Source organism: Bacillus sp. FSL W8-0519 (assembly GCF_038005585.1).
Lineage (GTDB): Bacteria > Bacillota > Bacilli > Bacillales > Bacillaceae_G > Bacillus_A > Bacillus_A paranthracis.
The window spans coordinates 5,184,166-5,199,564 of record NZ_JBBOTL010000001.1 but is presented as its reverse complement, the minus strand read 5'-3'; the positions used below and the strand labels follow the sequence as shown (position 1 = coordinate 5,199,564).

At 35.9% G+C, this 15,399-nt stretch carries 10 protein-coding genes; 7 read left to right on the top strand and 3 right to left on the bottom strand.

Annotation, left to right across the window (positions count from 1 at the left end):
• Window positions 1-210 precede the first annotated feature (210 nt).
• Window positions 211-1,248 (bottom strand): PTS sugar transporter subunit IIC, encoded by a 1,038-nt coding sequence (locus NST14_RS27295; RefSeq protein WP_000996317.1) that lies wholly within the window; start codon window positions 1,246-1,248, stop codon window positions 211-213.
• Window positions 1,249-1,482: 234 nt separating this feature from the next.
• Here NST14_RS27295 and NST14_RS27290 point away from each other — a divergent pair, with 234 nt between their 5' ends.
• The gene (locus NST14_RS27290) at window positions 1,483-1,845 is read left to right on the top strand and encodes a YxeA family protein (RefSeq protein WP_000779936.1); all 363 of its coding nucleotides are present in this window, start codon (window positions 1,483-1,485) and stop codon (window positions 1,843-1,845) included.
• 25 nt (window positions 1,846-1,870) lie between these two features.
• Here NST14_RS27290 and NST14_RS27285 read toward each other — a convergent pair whose 3' ends face one another.
• Window positions 1,871-2,857 carry a S66 family peptidase gene (locus NST14_RS27285; protein WP_229143360.1) on the bottom strand — a complete coding sequence of 329 codons (987 nt, stop codon included), beginning with the start codon at window positions 2,855-2,857 and terminating at the stop codon, window positions 1,871-1,873.
• A 202-nt stretch (window positions 2,858-3,059) separates the two neighbouring features.
• Here NST14_RS27285 and NST14_RS27280 point away from each other — a divergent pair, with 202 nt between their 5' ends.
• The 5 genes from NST14_RS27280 (at window position 3,060) to NST14_RS27260 (ending at window position 7,053) form a co-directional block, all read left to right on the top strand.
• A complete protein-coding gene (locus NST14_RS27280; protein ID WP_000414867.1) occupies window positions 3,060-3,497 on the top strand; it encodes a DUF1934 domain-containing protein in 438 nt (145 codons plus the stop codon).
• Window positions 3,497-5,167 carry an arginine--tRNA ligase gene (argS, locus tag NST14_RS27275; RefSeq protein WP_001086449.1) on the top strand — a complete coding sequence of 557 codons (1,671 nt, stop codon included), beginning with the start codon at window positions 3,497-3,499 and terminating at the stop codon, window positions 5,165-5,167. Before NST14_RS27280 ends, argS begins: the two co-directional genes overlap by 1 nt.
• 396 nt (window positions 5,168-5,563) lie before the next feature.
• Complete coding sequence (locus NST14_RS27270; RefSeq protein WP_000391651.1) at window positions 5,564-6,097, top strand: RNA polymerase sigma factor; 534 nt, start codon at window positions 5,564-5,566, stop codon at window positions 6,095-6,097.
• Complete coding sequence (locus NST14_RS27265; RefSeq protein ID WP_061131887.1) at window positions 6,078-6,392, top strand: hypothetical protein; 315 nt, start codon at window positions 6,078-6,080, stop codon at window positions 6,390-6,392. Before NST14_RS27270 ends, NST14_RS27265 begins: the two co-directional genes overlap by 20 nt.
• Window positions 6,376-7,053, top strand: a complete 678-nt coding sequence (locus NST14_RS27260) for a hypothetical protein (RefSeq protein WP_061131886.1) — start codon at window positions 6,376-6,378, stop codon at window positions 7,051-7,053. Before NST14_RS27265 ends, NST14_RS27260 begins: the two co-directional genes overlap by 17 nt.
• A gap of 25 nt (window positions 7,054-7,078) precedes the next feature.
• On the opposite strand, the gene NST14_RS27255 is transcribed toward NST14_RS27260, so the two are convergent.
• Window positions 7,079-7,453 (bottom strand): hypothetical protein, encoded by a 375-nt coding sequence (locus tag NST14_RS27255; RefSeq protein WP_061185268.1) that lies wholly within the window; start codon window positions 7,451-7,453, stop codon window positions 7,079-7,081.
• A 1,920-nt stretch (window positions 7,454-9,373) separates the two neighbouring features.
• Between NST14_RS27255 and NST14_RS27250 the strand changes: the two genes are divergently transcribed.
• Window positions 9,374-15,394 (top strand): Cna B-type domain-containing protein, encoded by a 6,021-nt coding sequence (locus tag NST14_RS27250; RefSeq protein ID WP_341119415.1) that lies wholly within the window; start codon window positions 9,374-9,376, stop codon window positions 15,392-15,394.
• The last annotated feature ends 5 nt before the right edge of the window (window positions 15,395-15,399 follow it).

Here is a 15,399-nt window from a genome sequence, read left to right as displayed (position 1 = left end):
AGGGGGCTCTTATTTTGTCGTTATGTGTCGGTAAGTCGATATATTTAAAAAACCGCTGATATAATTCGAGTTACGCTGATATATTTAAAAAATCGCCGATATAATTCGAGTTGCGCCGATATAATTGAAAAACCGCTGATATAATTGTATTTACTATCACGCAACACACAAAAAAGAGCTATTCCCAAACAACGGGAATAGCTCTTTTTCTTATGCAACCTTCTCTTCCGAAGTAATGCCGCGAATGTCATCAGCAGAGCGAATTGGATATTTACGGAACACAATTGATCCGATGTATCCAACAATCGTGGTAACGATTCCACATAATATAGCAGCAATTGTTACTTTTACAACGTCATTAAATCCGAATAAAACAAGAAGTCCTGGGATTGGTGATGCTGTTCCTGGTGCATTATTAACGAGCTGGAACAGAGATGTAATAATACCAGCAAGTGCACCGCCAACGAAGTTTGTCGCATAAATTGGAATTGGATTTGCTGAAACAACATCGGCTTGTGTTAAAGGCTCGATTGCTACAGCAATTGTGTCTTTCTTTGAACAAATCTTTAGTCGTTTAAAGAAAATAAAGTTCATTGGGGCTGAGGCTGCTACGGCAAGACTACCAATTGCCATTGGTAAACCTGTTAATCCAAGCATTGCAGTGAGTGCCATAGAACTCAGTGGAGAGGTAGAAATAACTGTTATTAATCCACCAAGCATAATACCCATGATAATAGGGCTTTCTGTAGTTGCAACTGAAATCATAGAACCAATTTTACCAAGTGTTGCGTTAACGAGCGGATCCATAAGCATTGCCATTCCGCGTGAGATTGGTGCAGCGATAAATAAAATTGCTAAAAACTCTACACCAGCCGGTAATTTCTTTTCGAGAAATTTTACGACGAAGGCACAAACGTATCCAGCGAAAAATCCTGGTAAAATACCAAATCCACTAGTAGCGATACCGATTAAAACAGCATATACGGGGGAAACACCGATTGCTAATGCGACTAAAATCGCTGCTGCGACACCGCTCATACTACCGGAAGCTTCTCCTACTGATTGTAAAAAGTCATTATGAAACATTTCTCCACCTATATAACGATGAAATGCTTCAATAAGAAAACTTGCGATTGCTGCATTAGCTAAAGCACCCATTGCTTTCATGCCGTAAGGAGCACGGTAACTAAAAAGTGTAAATAGACAAAGTACAACAAGTAATAGTGCTAAACCTTGCAAGATAGCCATTTGAAAACTGTCTCCTTTGATTTTTGTAATAAAAATTTGTATCATTCAATAATAATATAAAAGTGTATGAAACGGAAAAATTTTTTCTTGGGAAATTGCTATAAGGTGAAAATGCCTTACAATAATGTAAGGAAAGTGTAAGACTTTTAGATAGAGTATAGTATGCCATTTTTCGTATAATACAAGTATAGATATATGACTAGGGAAAAAGAAGTGCAAACAGGAGGCGCATGTATGAAATTGGTAATTAAAGTTTTAGTTGTATTCGCCATCATTCTAGGTGGAACAGCGTATTATTTGAACACAAAAACAGAAGGTGTACATGCTTTTGTAGACAACTTCTTTTCAAATAAAGAAATACAAGATTATTATGCGGTTATAGATAAAGGTGAGAAAAAAGACGGAGAATACTTGTATACTTTTAAAGGGTATACAGAAGACGGAAAGTTACAGGTTATTAAAAGAATGATGAACCGTGAATTGCATACGGGGGCATTTATAAAAATTTATGCAAAAGGTATGCAAGGAAAAGGATGGGCTGAAATCCCGAAAGAATCAATTCCGCAAAAAGCGTTGGAGAAAATAGAAAAACGATAAAAGGAGCGACCCATTCGCTCCTTTTTTAGTGCGTTAAAATAGTGATAGATGTTTTTTCTTTGTTAGAAATGATTGTTGCACGTCCGCCAATTGGGAAAGTGAAAATCGGGGTTGTATGACCGAAACTTGCGTTTGCAATGATAGGGATATGTGCAAGCTCAGGCTTTGAAGCAATCATTTCTTGCACGTCTTCTATCGTACATTCTGCGCCTTTTTGCATCTTTCCTATAACGATGCCTTTTACATGTTCAAAATCTTGCTGCTGCATAAGAGAATGTAAATATCGATCAAAAGTTTTAAGAGTAGCTCCCCCAGTTAAACTATCCTCTTCAAGAAATAAAATTTTATCCTTTAAGTCTGGCATATATGGTGTACCTTGCAGTAAGTTCAATGTGCTCATATTACCACCGATAATATCTCCCGTAGCTTCTCCTTCGTGAATCGAAACGTATCCTTCATTCTTAATAAACTCTCGATTTTCCTGATCAATGTACCAAGAATCATCACTCCATGTTTCAGATGGTAGGACTTCAATCGGCTCATTAGAAGTTACGCATTTTAAAAAGTAATCTGTTGTATACTCGAGCCCTTTCTCCATTCCAAATGAAGAGAAATGGGGGCCTGAATATGTAACAAGTCCTGTTTTAGTGTAAATTGCATTATTTAGTGCAGTGATATCCGAATAGCCACAGAAAAATTTCGGGTTTTCTCGAATTAAATCGTAATCGAGATGTTTTAATAAGCCATTAGAATTGTATCCGCCAAGTGTCGTCAAAATGGCTTTTACATTCGGGTCTCTAAATGCTTCGTGAAGGTCTTGAACGCGTGAAGAAATAGAAGAGGAAGCAAATCTGTCTATCTCATCAGCATATGTTGAAAATGTAACGTGAAAGCCCATTTCGGTTAACCTTTTTACAGCAAGCTTCCTGTTTTCAGTTGAGACAATACTTAAACTACAAGATGGTGAAATCACTCTAATTTCATCACCTTTTTTCAATTTTGTTGGTAGCACTTCATTCACCTCTTTAAAAGAAAGAATATTTAGATTTAAGAAATATTTTATCATATGAAATAAAGTGAAAGTGAATTATATTTTGAAATGGAGTTTTCCTGATTTTTCAGCAGACAGACAGAGGTTTTTTTTGATATGATAGGAAAAGTGATTTATTATAAGTAGTATTTAATATCTATAACATTTGAAAGGTGTGCAAGACGTGGAGAAACAACTTGCAGGCTTGCCGGTACACGTTCATTTCGTAACAGAAATCCGTGAAGGGGCGAGGAAGGAAACCGTTGCTTTTGAAGCAAATGGTCAATACTATGTAAAAGGTCAAGGTACATATGTAACATTCCAAGAGCCGAACGAACAAGGCGAAGTGAAAACAATTATTAAAATTCAAGATGAACAAGTTCTCATTATGCGTTCAGGTGCTGTTTCGATGCGTCAGACGCATGTGAAAGGTGAATGGACAACTGGTACGTATACGAGTGAACTTGGTACGTTTGCATTGCAAACAAAGACTGATAACGTTCTTTTTAAATGGTCGGATGAAAAGAAAAAAGGACAACTCTTCTTAACGTACGCATTGCTTCTAAGTGAACAAGAAGCTGGCAGATATACAATTACGATTAATTTGAAGGAGGCAAAATAATGAATTCTTTAGAACAAGTAAAAGGATTGATTAAAGAAGAAATTCAAGCTGCTGTATTAAAGGCAGAATTAGCGACAGAAGAACAGATTCCAAATGTAGTATTAGAATCTCCAAAAGATAAAACAAATGGTGACTTCTCTACAAATATGGCAATGCAACTTGCACGTGTTGCGAAAAAAGCACCTCGTATGATTGCAGAAGAATTAGTTGCAAACTTCGATAAAGCAAAAGCTTCTATTGAAAAGATTGAAATCGCAGGTCCTGGTTTCATTAACTTCTACATGGATAATAGCTACTTAACAGACTTAATCCCAACGATCGTTAATGCTGGTGAAGCTTACGGTGAAACGAATACTGGTAAAGGTGAAAAAGTACAAGTTGAGTTCGTATCTGCGAATCCAACAGGTGACCTTCACTTAGGACATGCACGTGGTGCAGCAGTAGGTGACACGTTATGTAACTTATTAGCAAAAGCAGGATATGATGTATCTCGTGAGTACTACATTAATGATGCTGGTAACCAAATCCATAACTTAGCTCTTTCTGTTGAAGCTCGTTACATGCAAGCTTTAGGCTTAGAGAAAGAAATGCCAGAAGACGGATATCATGGTGCGGACATCATTGCAATTGGTAAACGTTTAGCAGAAGAGTTTGGCGATCGTTATGCGAAAGCTGATGAAAAAGAAAGCTATGAATTCTATCGTGAGTACGGTTTAAAATATGAGTTAGCAAAACTTCAAAAAGACTTAGAAAGTTTCCGTGTTAAATTTGATGTATGGTTCTCAGAAACATCATTATACAAAAACGGAAAAATCGATCAAGCTCTTGCTGTATTAAAAGAGCGTGACGAGATTTTTGAAGAAGACGGTGCAACTTGGTTCCGCTCAATGACTTACGGTGATGATAAAAACCGTGTATTAATTAAAAACGACGGTTCTTACACGTACTTAACGCCAGATATCGCGTATCACCGTGATAAATTAGAGCGTGGTTTCGATAAGTTAATCAACATTTGGGGTGCTGACCACCACGGTTACATTCCACGTATGAAAGCTGCTATTCAAGCGCTAGGTTACGATAAAGAAACACTTGAAGTAGAAATCATCCAAATGGTACAACTGTATCAAAATGGTGAAAAAATGAAAATGAGTAAGCGTACAGGTAAAGCAGTTACACTTCGTGAGCTTATGGAAGAAGTAGGTGTGGACGCAATGCGTTACTTCTTCGCAATGCGTAGCGGTGATTCTCATTTAGACTTCGATATGGACTTAGCTGTATCAAAATCTAACGAAAACCCAGTATACTATGCACAATACGCTCACGCTCGCGTATGCAGTATCCTTCGTCAAGGTGAAGAATTAGGATTAGCTACAGGCGGAGACGTGAACTACAAACTTGTTACTTCTGAGAAAGAAGTAGAGTTACTGAAAAAACTTGGTGAATTCCCGGCAGTAGTTGCGGATGCAGCACAAAAACGTTTACCACACCGTATTACAAACTATGCATTTGAATTAGCAGCAACATTACACAGCTTCTACAATGCAGAAAAAGTATTAAACCAAGATAACTTAGAATTAAGTAAAGCTCGCTACGAGTTAATGAAAGCAGTACGCACTACACTTCAAAACGCATTAGCAATCGTAGGAGTATCTGCGCCAGAAAAAATGTAATTAAGAAAAGCGGAGCCGACTGTTTAGTCCCGAAGGCTAAGGTTCTTTCCCACAGAAGATGCATTTTATCTTCTCGTGGGGAAGGTTCTTAGACGGAAGGGGCTAGGAGGCAGAGCTAGACATAAAGAAAAGCGGAAGCGGCTCGTTCAGAATAGGAGGGGGATGGAGCTCCTGACAGAGAGGCGTACTTTGCCTCGGAGGAAGGCGCGAAGCCACCGAGTATTCTAGCCGCTGGAGCTGGACAATAGAGAAAAGCGGAGCCGATTTTTAGCTTTCAGTAAAAGGCAATCACAAGATGTTGTGATTGCCTTTTTGTATGGAAATAATAAAAAAATAAAATTTTATCAAACAAAAGGAGAATTTGCGTCGTCTTATATAAATGACAGGAGGTTTATGATGGAAGAAAAGGTAGAAGAATTGATTGACATATATAAGCAGCAAATATATTCCTTATGCTATAAGTTAGCGAAAACGAAAGAAGATGCGGAAGATATTTTTCAAGAGACATGGATAAAAGTTTTTTCATCGCGGCACCAACTTTCTTACGTGGAAAATTATAAAAAGTGGATTACTACGATTTGTATTCGTACGTTTTATGATTTTTATCGTAAAAAGAAAAGATGGAAAGATCGTGTATTGGATTTATTTCATAAAGAAGATGGCGGAGAAATTGAGCATGCAGATGATGTGAATATATCAGAAGAATTTATTCAAAAAGTCGAAGCAGAAATGATACGAGAAGTTATACAGTTATTAAACGAAAAATATAAAACAGTGCTCGTACTCTACTACTATGAACAATATTCTTACAAAGAAATGAGTGAAATATTAAATATACCAATTGGTACGGTGAAATACCGCCTTAATTATGCGAAGAAGCAAATGCGAGAACATTTGGAGGGGTTCGTTTATGAAGGAAGACAAATTTGATCAAAAGATAAAAAGTAGTTTAGCGGAAGAGATGATTCCTAGCGAAGAGCTAATAAATAATACGAAGCAGGGCATGCGAAATGCTCGGAAATTAGAGAAGAGATGGGTTGTTTTCATTCATGCTATTTGGATGATTGTATTAACAGTCACCCTAGAGCAGTTTGTTAGTCATTTGGAGCATAAAATATCTGTCATTATAACGATAGTTATTATGATGCACCTATACATTCCGATATATGTTGTAATACATTCGTTTTTAAAGAAGGAGTATAAATTACATGATAGAGTTCGCTAACCCGTTTGTAATATTTGAAGTAGCTGGAGTGACAATGCTTTTAGCTTTTATAGCACTGTTAATATGTGTTGCATCATGGGTATATACAGATGCGAAAGCACACCAAATGAGTAAAGGGTGGAGTGTTTTAGCGGTTATATTGCCATTCTTTATTGGATTTTTATTATATATGGTAAGAAGAAGTAAAAAGAAAGTTGAAGGAGAATATAAGATGAATTTTGTTAAAAAACAGAAGGTAACATTAGTTGCGATATTGGCAAGTACAATGTTTGTATTACTTAGTGGTTTTACTTTTGCACAAACGTTAGATGATGCGTGGAGAGCAGGAGATATATATTTAGAAAATGAGAAGCAAGGGGAAACAAGTTACGAGGCAAAATTTTCATCATGGGATATTGCTGGGAAGGAAATTGAATTTGAGTATGCAAAAGATACAGAAGTAACATTTTCTTATGAGACGGATGCAAAACGTGGGAATTTATGCTTTAGCTTGTATGAAAGGAAAGGAGAAGGAGAAGGTATAAGGGAGTTAAAAGAAATCTGTGAATCAAAAAAAGGTACTTTTAAAGCTACATTGAAAGCGAATGAAAAGTATGTATTTAGTATAAGTGGTTTAATGGTGAAAGATGGTTTTGTAAAAGTGAATTGGGAAACAAAATAAAGGCCCTTGGGAAGGGCCCTTTATTTTATCGGATTGTATACGTAACCGAAAAGCTAACAGGACTATAGTAAACATAAGGTGCATGAAATTGAACGTACATATTCCCATCTGCTTTTGCAGTGAAAATTCGACCGTAGCCATCAGAATAACGTCCAATAAGGTTATGATTTGAGTCATAAACACTATAACTAGGGGTTTTGCTGTTAGGTTGAATTGTTAACTCTTGTCCCTTTTGAAGGAAAACAGGTTCTTGTTCAGAACTACTTCCAGTTTGCAAAGAATAAAATTTTGTAAAGCTTTGTTCTTGAGTAGCGGCAGCGGCCTTTGTTTCAGGAATAAACGCGGTAGCACCAGTAATTCCTGCTAAAGTTAATGCACCGGCTAAAATTATTTTTTTCATAGTAGAAAAGCCTCCTTAATTGTTGTAATCATTTTTGTTACAGTTAATATTGTATACGATAATGAGTAGGAGGAAATATGCTTTTATGCATATATGTATTTTCTCAATAAAATGTCACCACTTTAAAGTGAGTTATTTTTAATATAACTAATTATTTTTTCTTTTGGACTGACAACACAAGATAGATAAAGACTTAATTATATGTTTTTTTATTTTAATTAATTTATATTGAGAAATAGAAAAGTGAATTATTTGCATATTTTTAATGAGGATATAGATGTTATTACTTTTAAAAGAAAGGTAGGCTTTTCTGAAAAACATACATATATAATGTTTTATAAATTAAGGAGAATTCTATGAGGGTGGTCAATCTTAGCCAAAATATGATATGTAAAATAGGATAATCGGTTAACCTAAAGGTGCCTTATAATAATGAAGTAAAAATGGGGGAACAACAATTAACTATTGATTTTTGGTAACAATTCTAGAATAATAGACTATGGAAAAAATTTGTTGTTTTTTGGGGGAATTACGAAAAAAAGCATATCTGTACTATTTATTAATGAAATGCTAATAGGAAATGTTGTAATTGCTTTAAATAATGTTATTACAATTAAGGTAAGTGTACTTACATTTATAACTACCTAACAACTGAGTAGGTAATCCTCAAAACTTCTTATTTATTTAAAGAGTTAGGGATTTGGTGCTAATCAACTTGTTTTTTAGATTAGATAAAAATAATGAGGAGATATACACCTCTTATTTTTGATTCAACACCACTTATATATATATATTAATACATAAATGTATATAAGTACATATAAATATTTTATTATTCGTAAAGAAATTAAAAGTTCCTAGCGGATAGATAATATGTAGGTTTATTTTAATTTTTTGACATAGATCTAGAATCAGATCTATCAGGAGAAACCCTTTTTCCTGACACCCAGTTATATACTCCAAAAATGAAAAGACTGATTCCCGTATTTCTGCAAAATTTACATGAAATCAGTTGAAAATCACAATCGTTTTTATTTACCCCCAAACTTGTTCCACTTTATTCAGATTTGGAGAATATTTCTTTTATCTTCATAGACAAACAATACTTCGTCCGTAATATTTTAATTATATAACGCTGATATTAAAATGTTTTTTGCATCAACTTATTTCGGTATTTAACTAAATATCAAATGTTTTAATACATGGACATTATCAGCCGTACTTATGATGGCAGAAAGCTTATCTTCTAATGATATTCTGTAAAATATGAGTATTTTATAACTCGTTCCACATTTATAAGCTTTTTTGCTGGTATGCTGAATGCGACTATAATCCGTAATTTTCGTTCTTTTTTCAGAACGATAAGTATGGAAGTTGATAGGATGCATATTTGCTGTGAAGTAGTTAGTCTATATTTGCCCGCACTAAAATCTTTTACACGTAGAATAATCATTTTATAATTCCTAAGGCACAAAAAGAAGACTGGTTGTCATGAGTTTCGTCTGGAATGCGTTTTAAATCATTTTTTTCTGATTTTAAATGTATTCCAGTATCTGTCGTCTATATGTATTTATTATTTAAACTTCCTTATTAAGGTTTATCTATGTTCCTATTAAAAAATATAGGTCAAAAGTACATAATTGTAGGCGTGTTGAAAATGTTAGATACACTTATAAAAAATCAAGTTTCAAGTTGTTAAGTAGTAGTGAAGGGGGAAGAGAAATCATAATAACTATCAAAAATACGTAGGTAAAATGGTTGGATAATAGAATTTTCGACATAACATGTTTGTACCAGAAACTATTTATATTTTAAATTATGGGGAGGCTAACATAGAGTATGTATTTGAAGAGAATTACTTCGATTTTTTCGATTATAATGATTTTTATATTTACTATAGGTCAGAGTCTTTTGCCTATAGTGGCTAATGCACAAGAATTAAATACCACAGGGATTGTAGATAGCTTTACGTTCAATAAAGAAAAATTAAATTACTTTGAACGAATGGGAATAACAGTGAATTTTAGTGAGAAACCTGGAAATAAGATAAAGCCTGGAGACACACTAACGTTAACACTACCTCCAGAATTAGAAGGATTTAGGGATACGATTCAGTTGTTAAATCCTAATAAAATTACTTATGGTACTTGTGAAATAAATGCAGGTACTGTGGTATGTACATTTAATGAAAAGGTAGAAACAGAGACTAATATTAAGGGACATTTTTATTTTACAGTTCAATCCACTTATATGGAAGAAGATAAAGAGCAAAAAGTTGAAACAAATTTAGGTACAATTTTAGATAAGCAATCTGTCACGGTTACTGGTCCGAGCAGTGGTGGTACAGATCCTGGAAATGGTCCCTTTTCCTACAAAGCCGGTGAGATCCGACCAGGAAACACTAATGAAGTGAACTGGTATTTAATTGTAAATTATAACAAAGAAGTCTTAAGTAATAATATTAATTTGACTGATACCTTACAGGGAGGCCAAACGCTTAATAAGGATAGCTTCTATTTTGATTATGATAATGGTAAGCACGAAGACCGTAAAACTTTATCATTAGAAAAGTTCATAGCTGAAGGTTATGGAAAGATTCATTTTAATAGTGACGAAACCTCTTTTGACGTTGAGATTGATAAGGCTAAAGCAAGTGGTAACACAGTTACAATTGGCTATAAAGCTAACATAACTGAGAGCGGAAAGGGCCAAAAGGAACTTGAGAATAAGTATACGATTAAATACCAAGTTAAAGACGGGGAACAAATTTCCGATTCGGATAGTCGCACAGTTGAAAATATAATATCCGGAGGCGGCGCTGAAGGTAATAAGACTACATCAGTTTCAGGAACTAAAAAGTGGAATGATAATAACGCAACAGATCGACCAACGACAATCAAAGTAGACTTACTACAAAATGGTGAAGTAGTAGATACGAAAGAAGTAACAGCAGAAAAAGATTGGAAGTATGAATTCAAAGAGTTAGCAGTGTTCGATAAAAATGGAGCAGCATACGAGTATAAAGTGGAAGAACAACCGGTACTAGGATATGAATCCAAAGTAGAAGGTTATGACATTACAAATACAAAAGTAGTACAAACGACAAACATTTCGGGAACAAAGAAATGGGAAGACTACAACAATAAGTTCAACACACGTCCAGAAAGTATCACAGTACAATTGCTTCAAGGTGATAAAGTAGTACAAGACAAGACAGTGAAAGCTGATGAAAAAGGCAACTGGAACTTCAGCTTCAAAGATCTACCGAAGTATGATGGACAAGGAAATGAAATCAAGTACACAGTAAGTGAAGTGAAAGTAGACGGCTACGAGACAAAAGTAGACGGAACGACAATTACGAACACATACAAAAATACAGACAAAACCGAAGTAAGTGGTAAGAAAGTCTGGGAAGACTACAACAATAAGTTCAACACACGTCCAGAAAGTATCACAGTACAATTGCTTCAAGGTGACAAAGTAGTACAAGACAAGACAGTGAAAGCTGATGAAAAAGGCAACTGGAACTTCAGCTTCAAAGATCTACCGAAGTATGATGGACAAGGAAATGAAATCAAGTACACAGTAAGTGAAGTGAAAGTAGACGGCTACGAGACAAAAGTAGACGGAACGACAATTACGAACACATACAAAAATACAGACAAAACCGAAGTAAGTGGTAAGAAAGTCTGGGAAGACTACAACAATAAGTTCAACACACGTCCAGAAAGTATCACAGTACAATTGCTTCAAGGTGACAAAGTAGTACAAGACAAGACAGTGAAAGCTGATGAAAAAGGCAACTGGAACTTCAGCTTCAAAGATCTACCGAAGTATGATGGACAAGGAAATGAAATCAAGTACACAGTAAGTGAAGTGAAAGTAGACGGCTACGAGACAAAAGTAGACGGAACGACAATTACGAACACATACAAAAATACAGACAAAACCGAAGTAAGTGGTAAGAAAGTCTGGGAAGACTACAACAATAAGTTCAACACACGTCCAGAAAGTATCACAGTACAATTGCTTCAAGGTGATAAAGTAGTACAAGACAAGACAGTGAAAGCTGATGAAAAAGGCAACTGGAACTTCAGCTTCAAAGATCTACCGAAGTATGATGGACAAGGAAATGAAATCAAGTACACAGTAAGTGAAGTGAAAGTAGACGGCTACGAGACAAAAGTAGACGGAACGACAATTACGAACACATACAAAAATACAGACAAAACCGAAGTAAGTGGTAAGAAAGTCTGGGAAGACTACAACAATAAGTTCAACACACGTCCAGAAAGTATCACAGTACAATTGCTTCAAGGTGACAAAGTAGTACAAGACAAGACAGTGAAAGCTGATGAAAAAGGCAACTGGAACTTCAGCTTCAAAGATCTACCGAAGTATGATGGACAAGGAAATGAAATCAAGTACACAGTAAGTGAAGTGAAAGTAGACGGCTACGAGACAAAAGTAGACGGAACGACAATTACGAACACATACAAAAATACAGACAAAACCGAAGTAAGTGGTAAGAAAGTCTGGGAAGACTACAACAATAAGTTCAACACACGTCCAGAAAGTATCACAGTACAATTGCTTCAAGGTGATAAAGTAGTACAAGACAAGACAGTGAAAGCTGATGAAAAAGGCAACTGGAACTTCAGCTTCAAAGATCTACCGAAGTATGATGGACAAGGAAATGAAATCAAGTACACAGTAAGTGAAGTGAAAGTAGACGGCTACGAGACAAAAGTAGACGGAACGACAATTACGAACACATACAAAAATACAGACAAAACCGAAGTAAGTGGTAAGAAAGTCTGGGAAGACTACAACAATAAGTTCAACACACGTCCAGAAAGTATCACAGTACAATTGCTTCAAGGTGATAAAGTAGTACAAGACAAGACAGTGAAAGCTGATGAAAAAGGCAACTGGAACTTCAGCTTCAAAGATCTACCGAAGTATGATGGACAAGGAAATGAAATCAAGTACACAGTAAGTGAAGTGAAAGTAGACGGCTACGAGACAAAAGTAGACGGAACGACAATTACGAACACATACAAAAATACAGACAAAACCGAAGTAAGTGGTAAGAAAGTCTGGGAAGACTACAACAATAAGTTCAACACACGTCCAGGAAGCATCAAAGTACAACTGCTTCAAAATGGAACAGAATTTAAAACAGAAGAAGTAAAAGCAGATAAAGAAGGCAACTGGAACTTCAGCTTCAAAGATTTACCGAAGTATGATGGAGAAGGAAACGAAATCCAATATACAGTAAGTGAAGTGAAAGTAGACGGCTACGAGACAAAAGTAGACGGAACGACAATTACGAACACATACAAAAATACAGACAAAACAGAAGTAAATGGTAAGAAAGTCTGGGAAGACTACAACAATAAGTTCAACACACGTCCAGGAAGCATCAAAGTACAACTGCTTCAAAATGGAACAGAATTTAAAACAGAAGAAGTAAAAGCAGATAAAGAAGGCAACTGGAACTTCAGCTTCAAAGATTTACCGAAGTATGATGGAGAAGGAAACGAAATCCAATATACAGTAAGTGAAGTGAAAGTAGACGGCTACGAGACAAAAGTAGACGGAACGACAATTACGAACACATACAAAAATACAGACAAAACAGAAGTAAATGGTAAGAAAGTCTGGGAAGACTACAACAACAAGTTCAACACACGTCCAGGAAGCATCACAGTAAAGTTACTTCAAAATGGAACTGAGTTCCAAACAAAAGAAGTGAAGGCTGATAAGGATGGTAACTGGAGTTTCGACTTCAAAGATCTACCGAAGTATGATGAAAAAGGCAATGAAATCAAGTACACAGTAAGTGAAGTGAAAGTAGACGGCTACGAGACAAAAGTAGACGGAACGACAATTACGAACACATACAAAAATACAGACAAAACCGAAGTAAGTGGTAAGAAAGTCTGGGAAGACTACAACAATAAGTTCAACACACGTCCAGGAAGCATCAAAGTACAACTGCTTCAAAATGGAACAGAATTTAAAACAGAAGAAGTAAAAGCAGATAAAGAAGGCAACTGGAACTTCAGCTTCAAAGATTTACCGAAGTATGATGGAGAAGGAAACGAAATCCAATATACAGTAAGTGAAGTGAAAGTAGACGGCTACGAGACAAAAGTAGACGGAACGACAATTACGAACACATACAAAAATACAGACAAAACAGAAGTAAATGGTAAGAAAGTCTGGGAAGACTACAACAATAAGTTCAACACACGTCCAGGAAGCATCAAAGTACAACTGCTTCAAAATGGAACAGAATTTAAAACAGAAGAAGTAAAAGCAGATAAAGAAGGCAACTGGAACTTCAGCTTCAAAGATTTACCGAAGTATGATGGAGAAGGAAACGAAATCCAATATACAGTAAGTGAAGTGAAAGTAGACGGCTACGAGACAAAAGTAGACGGAACGACAATTACGAACACATACAAAAATACAGACAAAACAGAAGTAAATGGTAAGAAAGTCTGGGAAGACTACAACAACAAGTTCAACACACGTCCAGGAAGCATCACAGTAAAGTTACTTCAAAATGGAACTGAGTTCCAAACAAAAGAAGTGAAGGCTGATAAGGATGGTAACTGGAGTTTCGACTTCAAAGATCTACCGAAGTATGATGAAAAAGGCAATGAAATCAAGTACACAGTAAGTGAAGTGAAAGTAGACGGCTACGAGACAAAAGTAGACGGAACGACAATTACGAACACATACAAAAATACAGACAAAACAGAAGTAAGTGGTAAGAAAGTCTGGGAAGACTACAACAATAAGTTCAACACACGTCCAGAAAGTATCACAGTACAATTGCTTCAAGGTGATAAAGTAGTACAAGACAAGACAGTGAAAGCTGATGAAAAAGGCAACTGGAACTTCAGCTTCAAAGATTTACCGAAGTATGATGGAGAAGGAAACGAAATCCAATATACAGTAAGTGAAGTGAAAGTAGACGGCTACGAGACAAAAGTAGACGGAACGACAATTACGAACACATACAAAAATACAGACAAAACAGAAGTAAATGGTAAGAAAGTCTGGGAAGACTACAACAACAAGTTCAACACACGTCCAGGAAGCATCACAGTAAAGTTACTTCAAAATGGAACTGAGTTCCAAACAAAAGAAGTGAAGGCTGATAAGGATGGTAACTGGAGTTTCGACTTCAAAGATCTACCGAAGTATGATGAAAAAGGCAATGAAATCAAGTACACAGTAAGTGAAGTGAAAGTAGACGGCTACGAGACAAAAGTAGACGGAACGACAATTACGAACACATACAAAAATACAGACAAAACAGAAGTAAGTGGTAAGAAAGTCTGGGATGATAACAATGCAATAGATCGTCCGCTATCCATCAAAGTAGACTTATTACAAAATGGAAAAGTTATTGACACGAAAGAAGTAAGTGTGGCAACAAAATGGAAGTACACGTTCGAAAAACTACGAGTATACGATGCAAATGGAGTAGCATATAAGTATGAAGTGAAAGAACAACCAGTAGCGGGATACAAGTCCGAAGTAAATGGTTATGACATCACAAATACAAAAATCAAGGACGATCCAAAAGATCCAAGTACAGATCCGAAAGATCCAAGTACAGATCCGAAAGATCCAAGTACAGATCCGAAAGATCCAAGTACAGATCCGAAAGATCCAAGTACAGATCCAAAAGATCCAAGTACAGATCCGAAAGATCCAAGTACAGATCCAAAAGATCCAAAAGATCCAAGTACAAACACAAATAACAATAGCGATTCAAAAGTTCCACCTACTACAGAAAATGATAAGCAAACCTTACTTCCTAACACAGGAGGAACATCAGCAGAAATGAGTTCAATTCTTGGAGGTATGGTATTGTTCCTTTTAGGCGGAATCCTACTCACTCGTCAGCGAATTAAATAATAAAA

What these genes read in the sequence shown, in the direction of transcription:
- NST14_RS27295 (WP_000996317.1), bottom strand. Translation starts at nt 1,248, where the DNA reads ATGGCTATCTTGCAAGGTTTAGCACTATTACTTGTTGTACTTTGTCTA.
- NST14_RS27290 (WP_000779936.1), top strand. Translation starts at nt 1,483, where the DNA reads ATGAAATTGGTAATTAAAGTTTTAGTTGTATTCGCCATCATTCTAGGT.
- argS (WP_001086449.1), top strand. Translation starts at nt 3,497, where the DNA reads ATGAATTCTTTAGAACAAGTAAAAGGATTGATTAAAGAAGAAATTCAA.
- NST14_RS27270 (WP_000391651.1), top strand. Translation starts at nt 5,564, where the DNA reads ATGGAAGAAAAGGTAGAAGAATTGATTGACATATATAAGCAGCAAATA.
- NST14_RS27265 (WP_061131887.1), top strand. Translation starts at nt 6,078, where the DNA reads ATGAAGGAAGACAAATTTGATCAAAAGATAAAAAGTAGTTTAGCGGAA.
- NST14_RS27260 (WP_061131886.1), top strand. Translation starts at nt 6,376, where the DNA reads ATGATAGAGTTCGCTAACCCGTTTGTAATATTTGAAGTAGCTGGAGTG.
- NST14_RS27255 (WP_061185268.1), bottom strand. Translation starts at nt 7,453, where the DNA reads ATGAAAAAAATAATTTTAGCCGGTGCATTAACTTTAGCAGGAATTACT.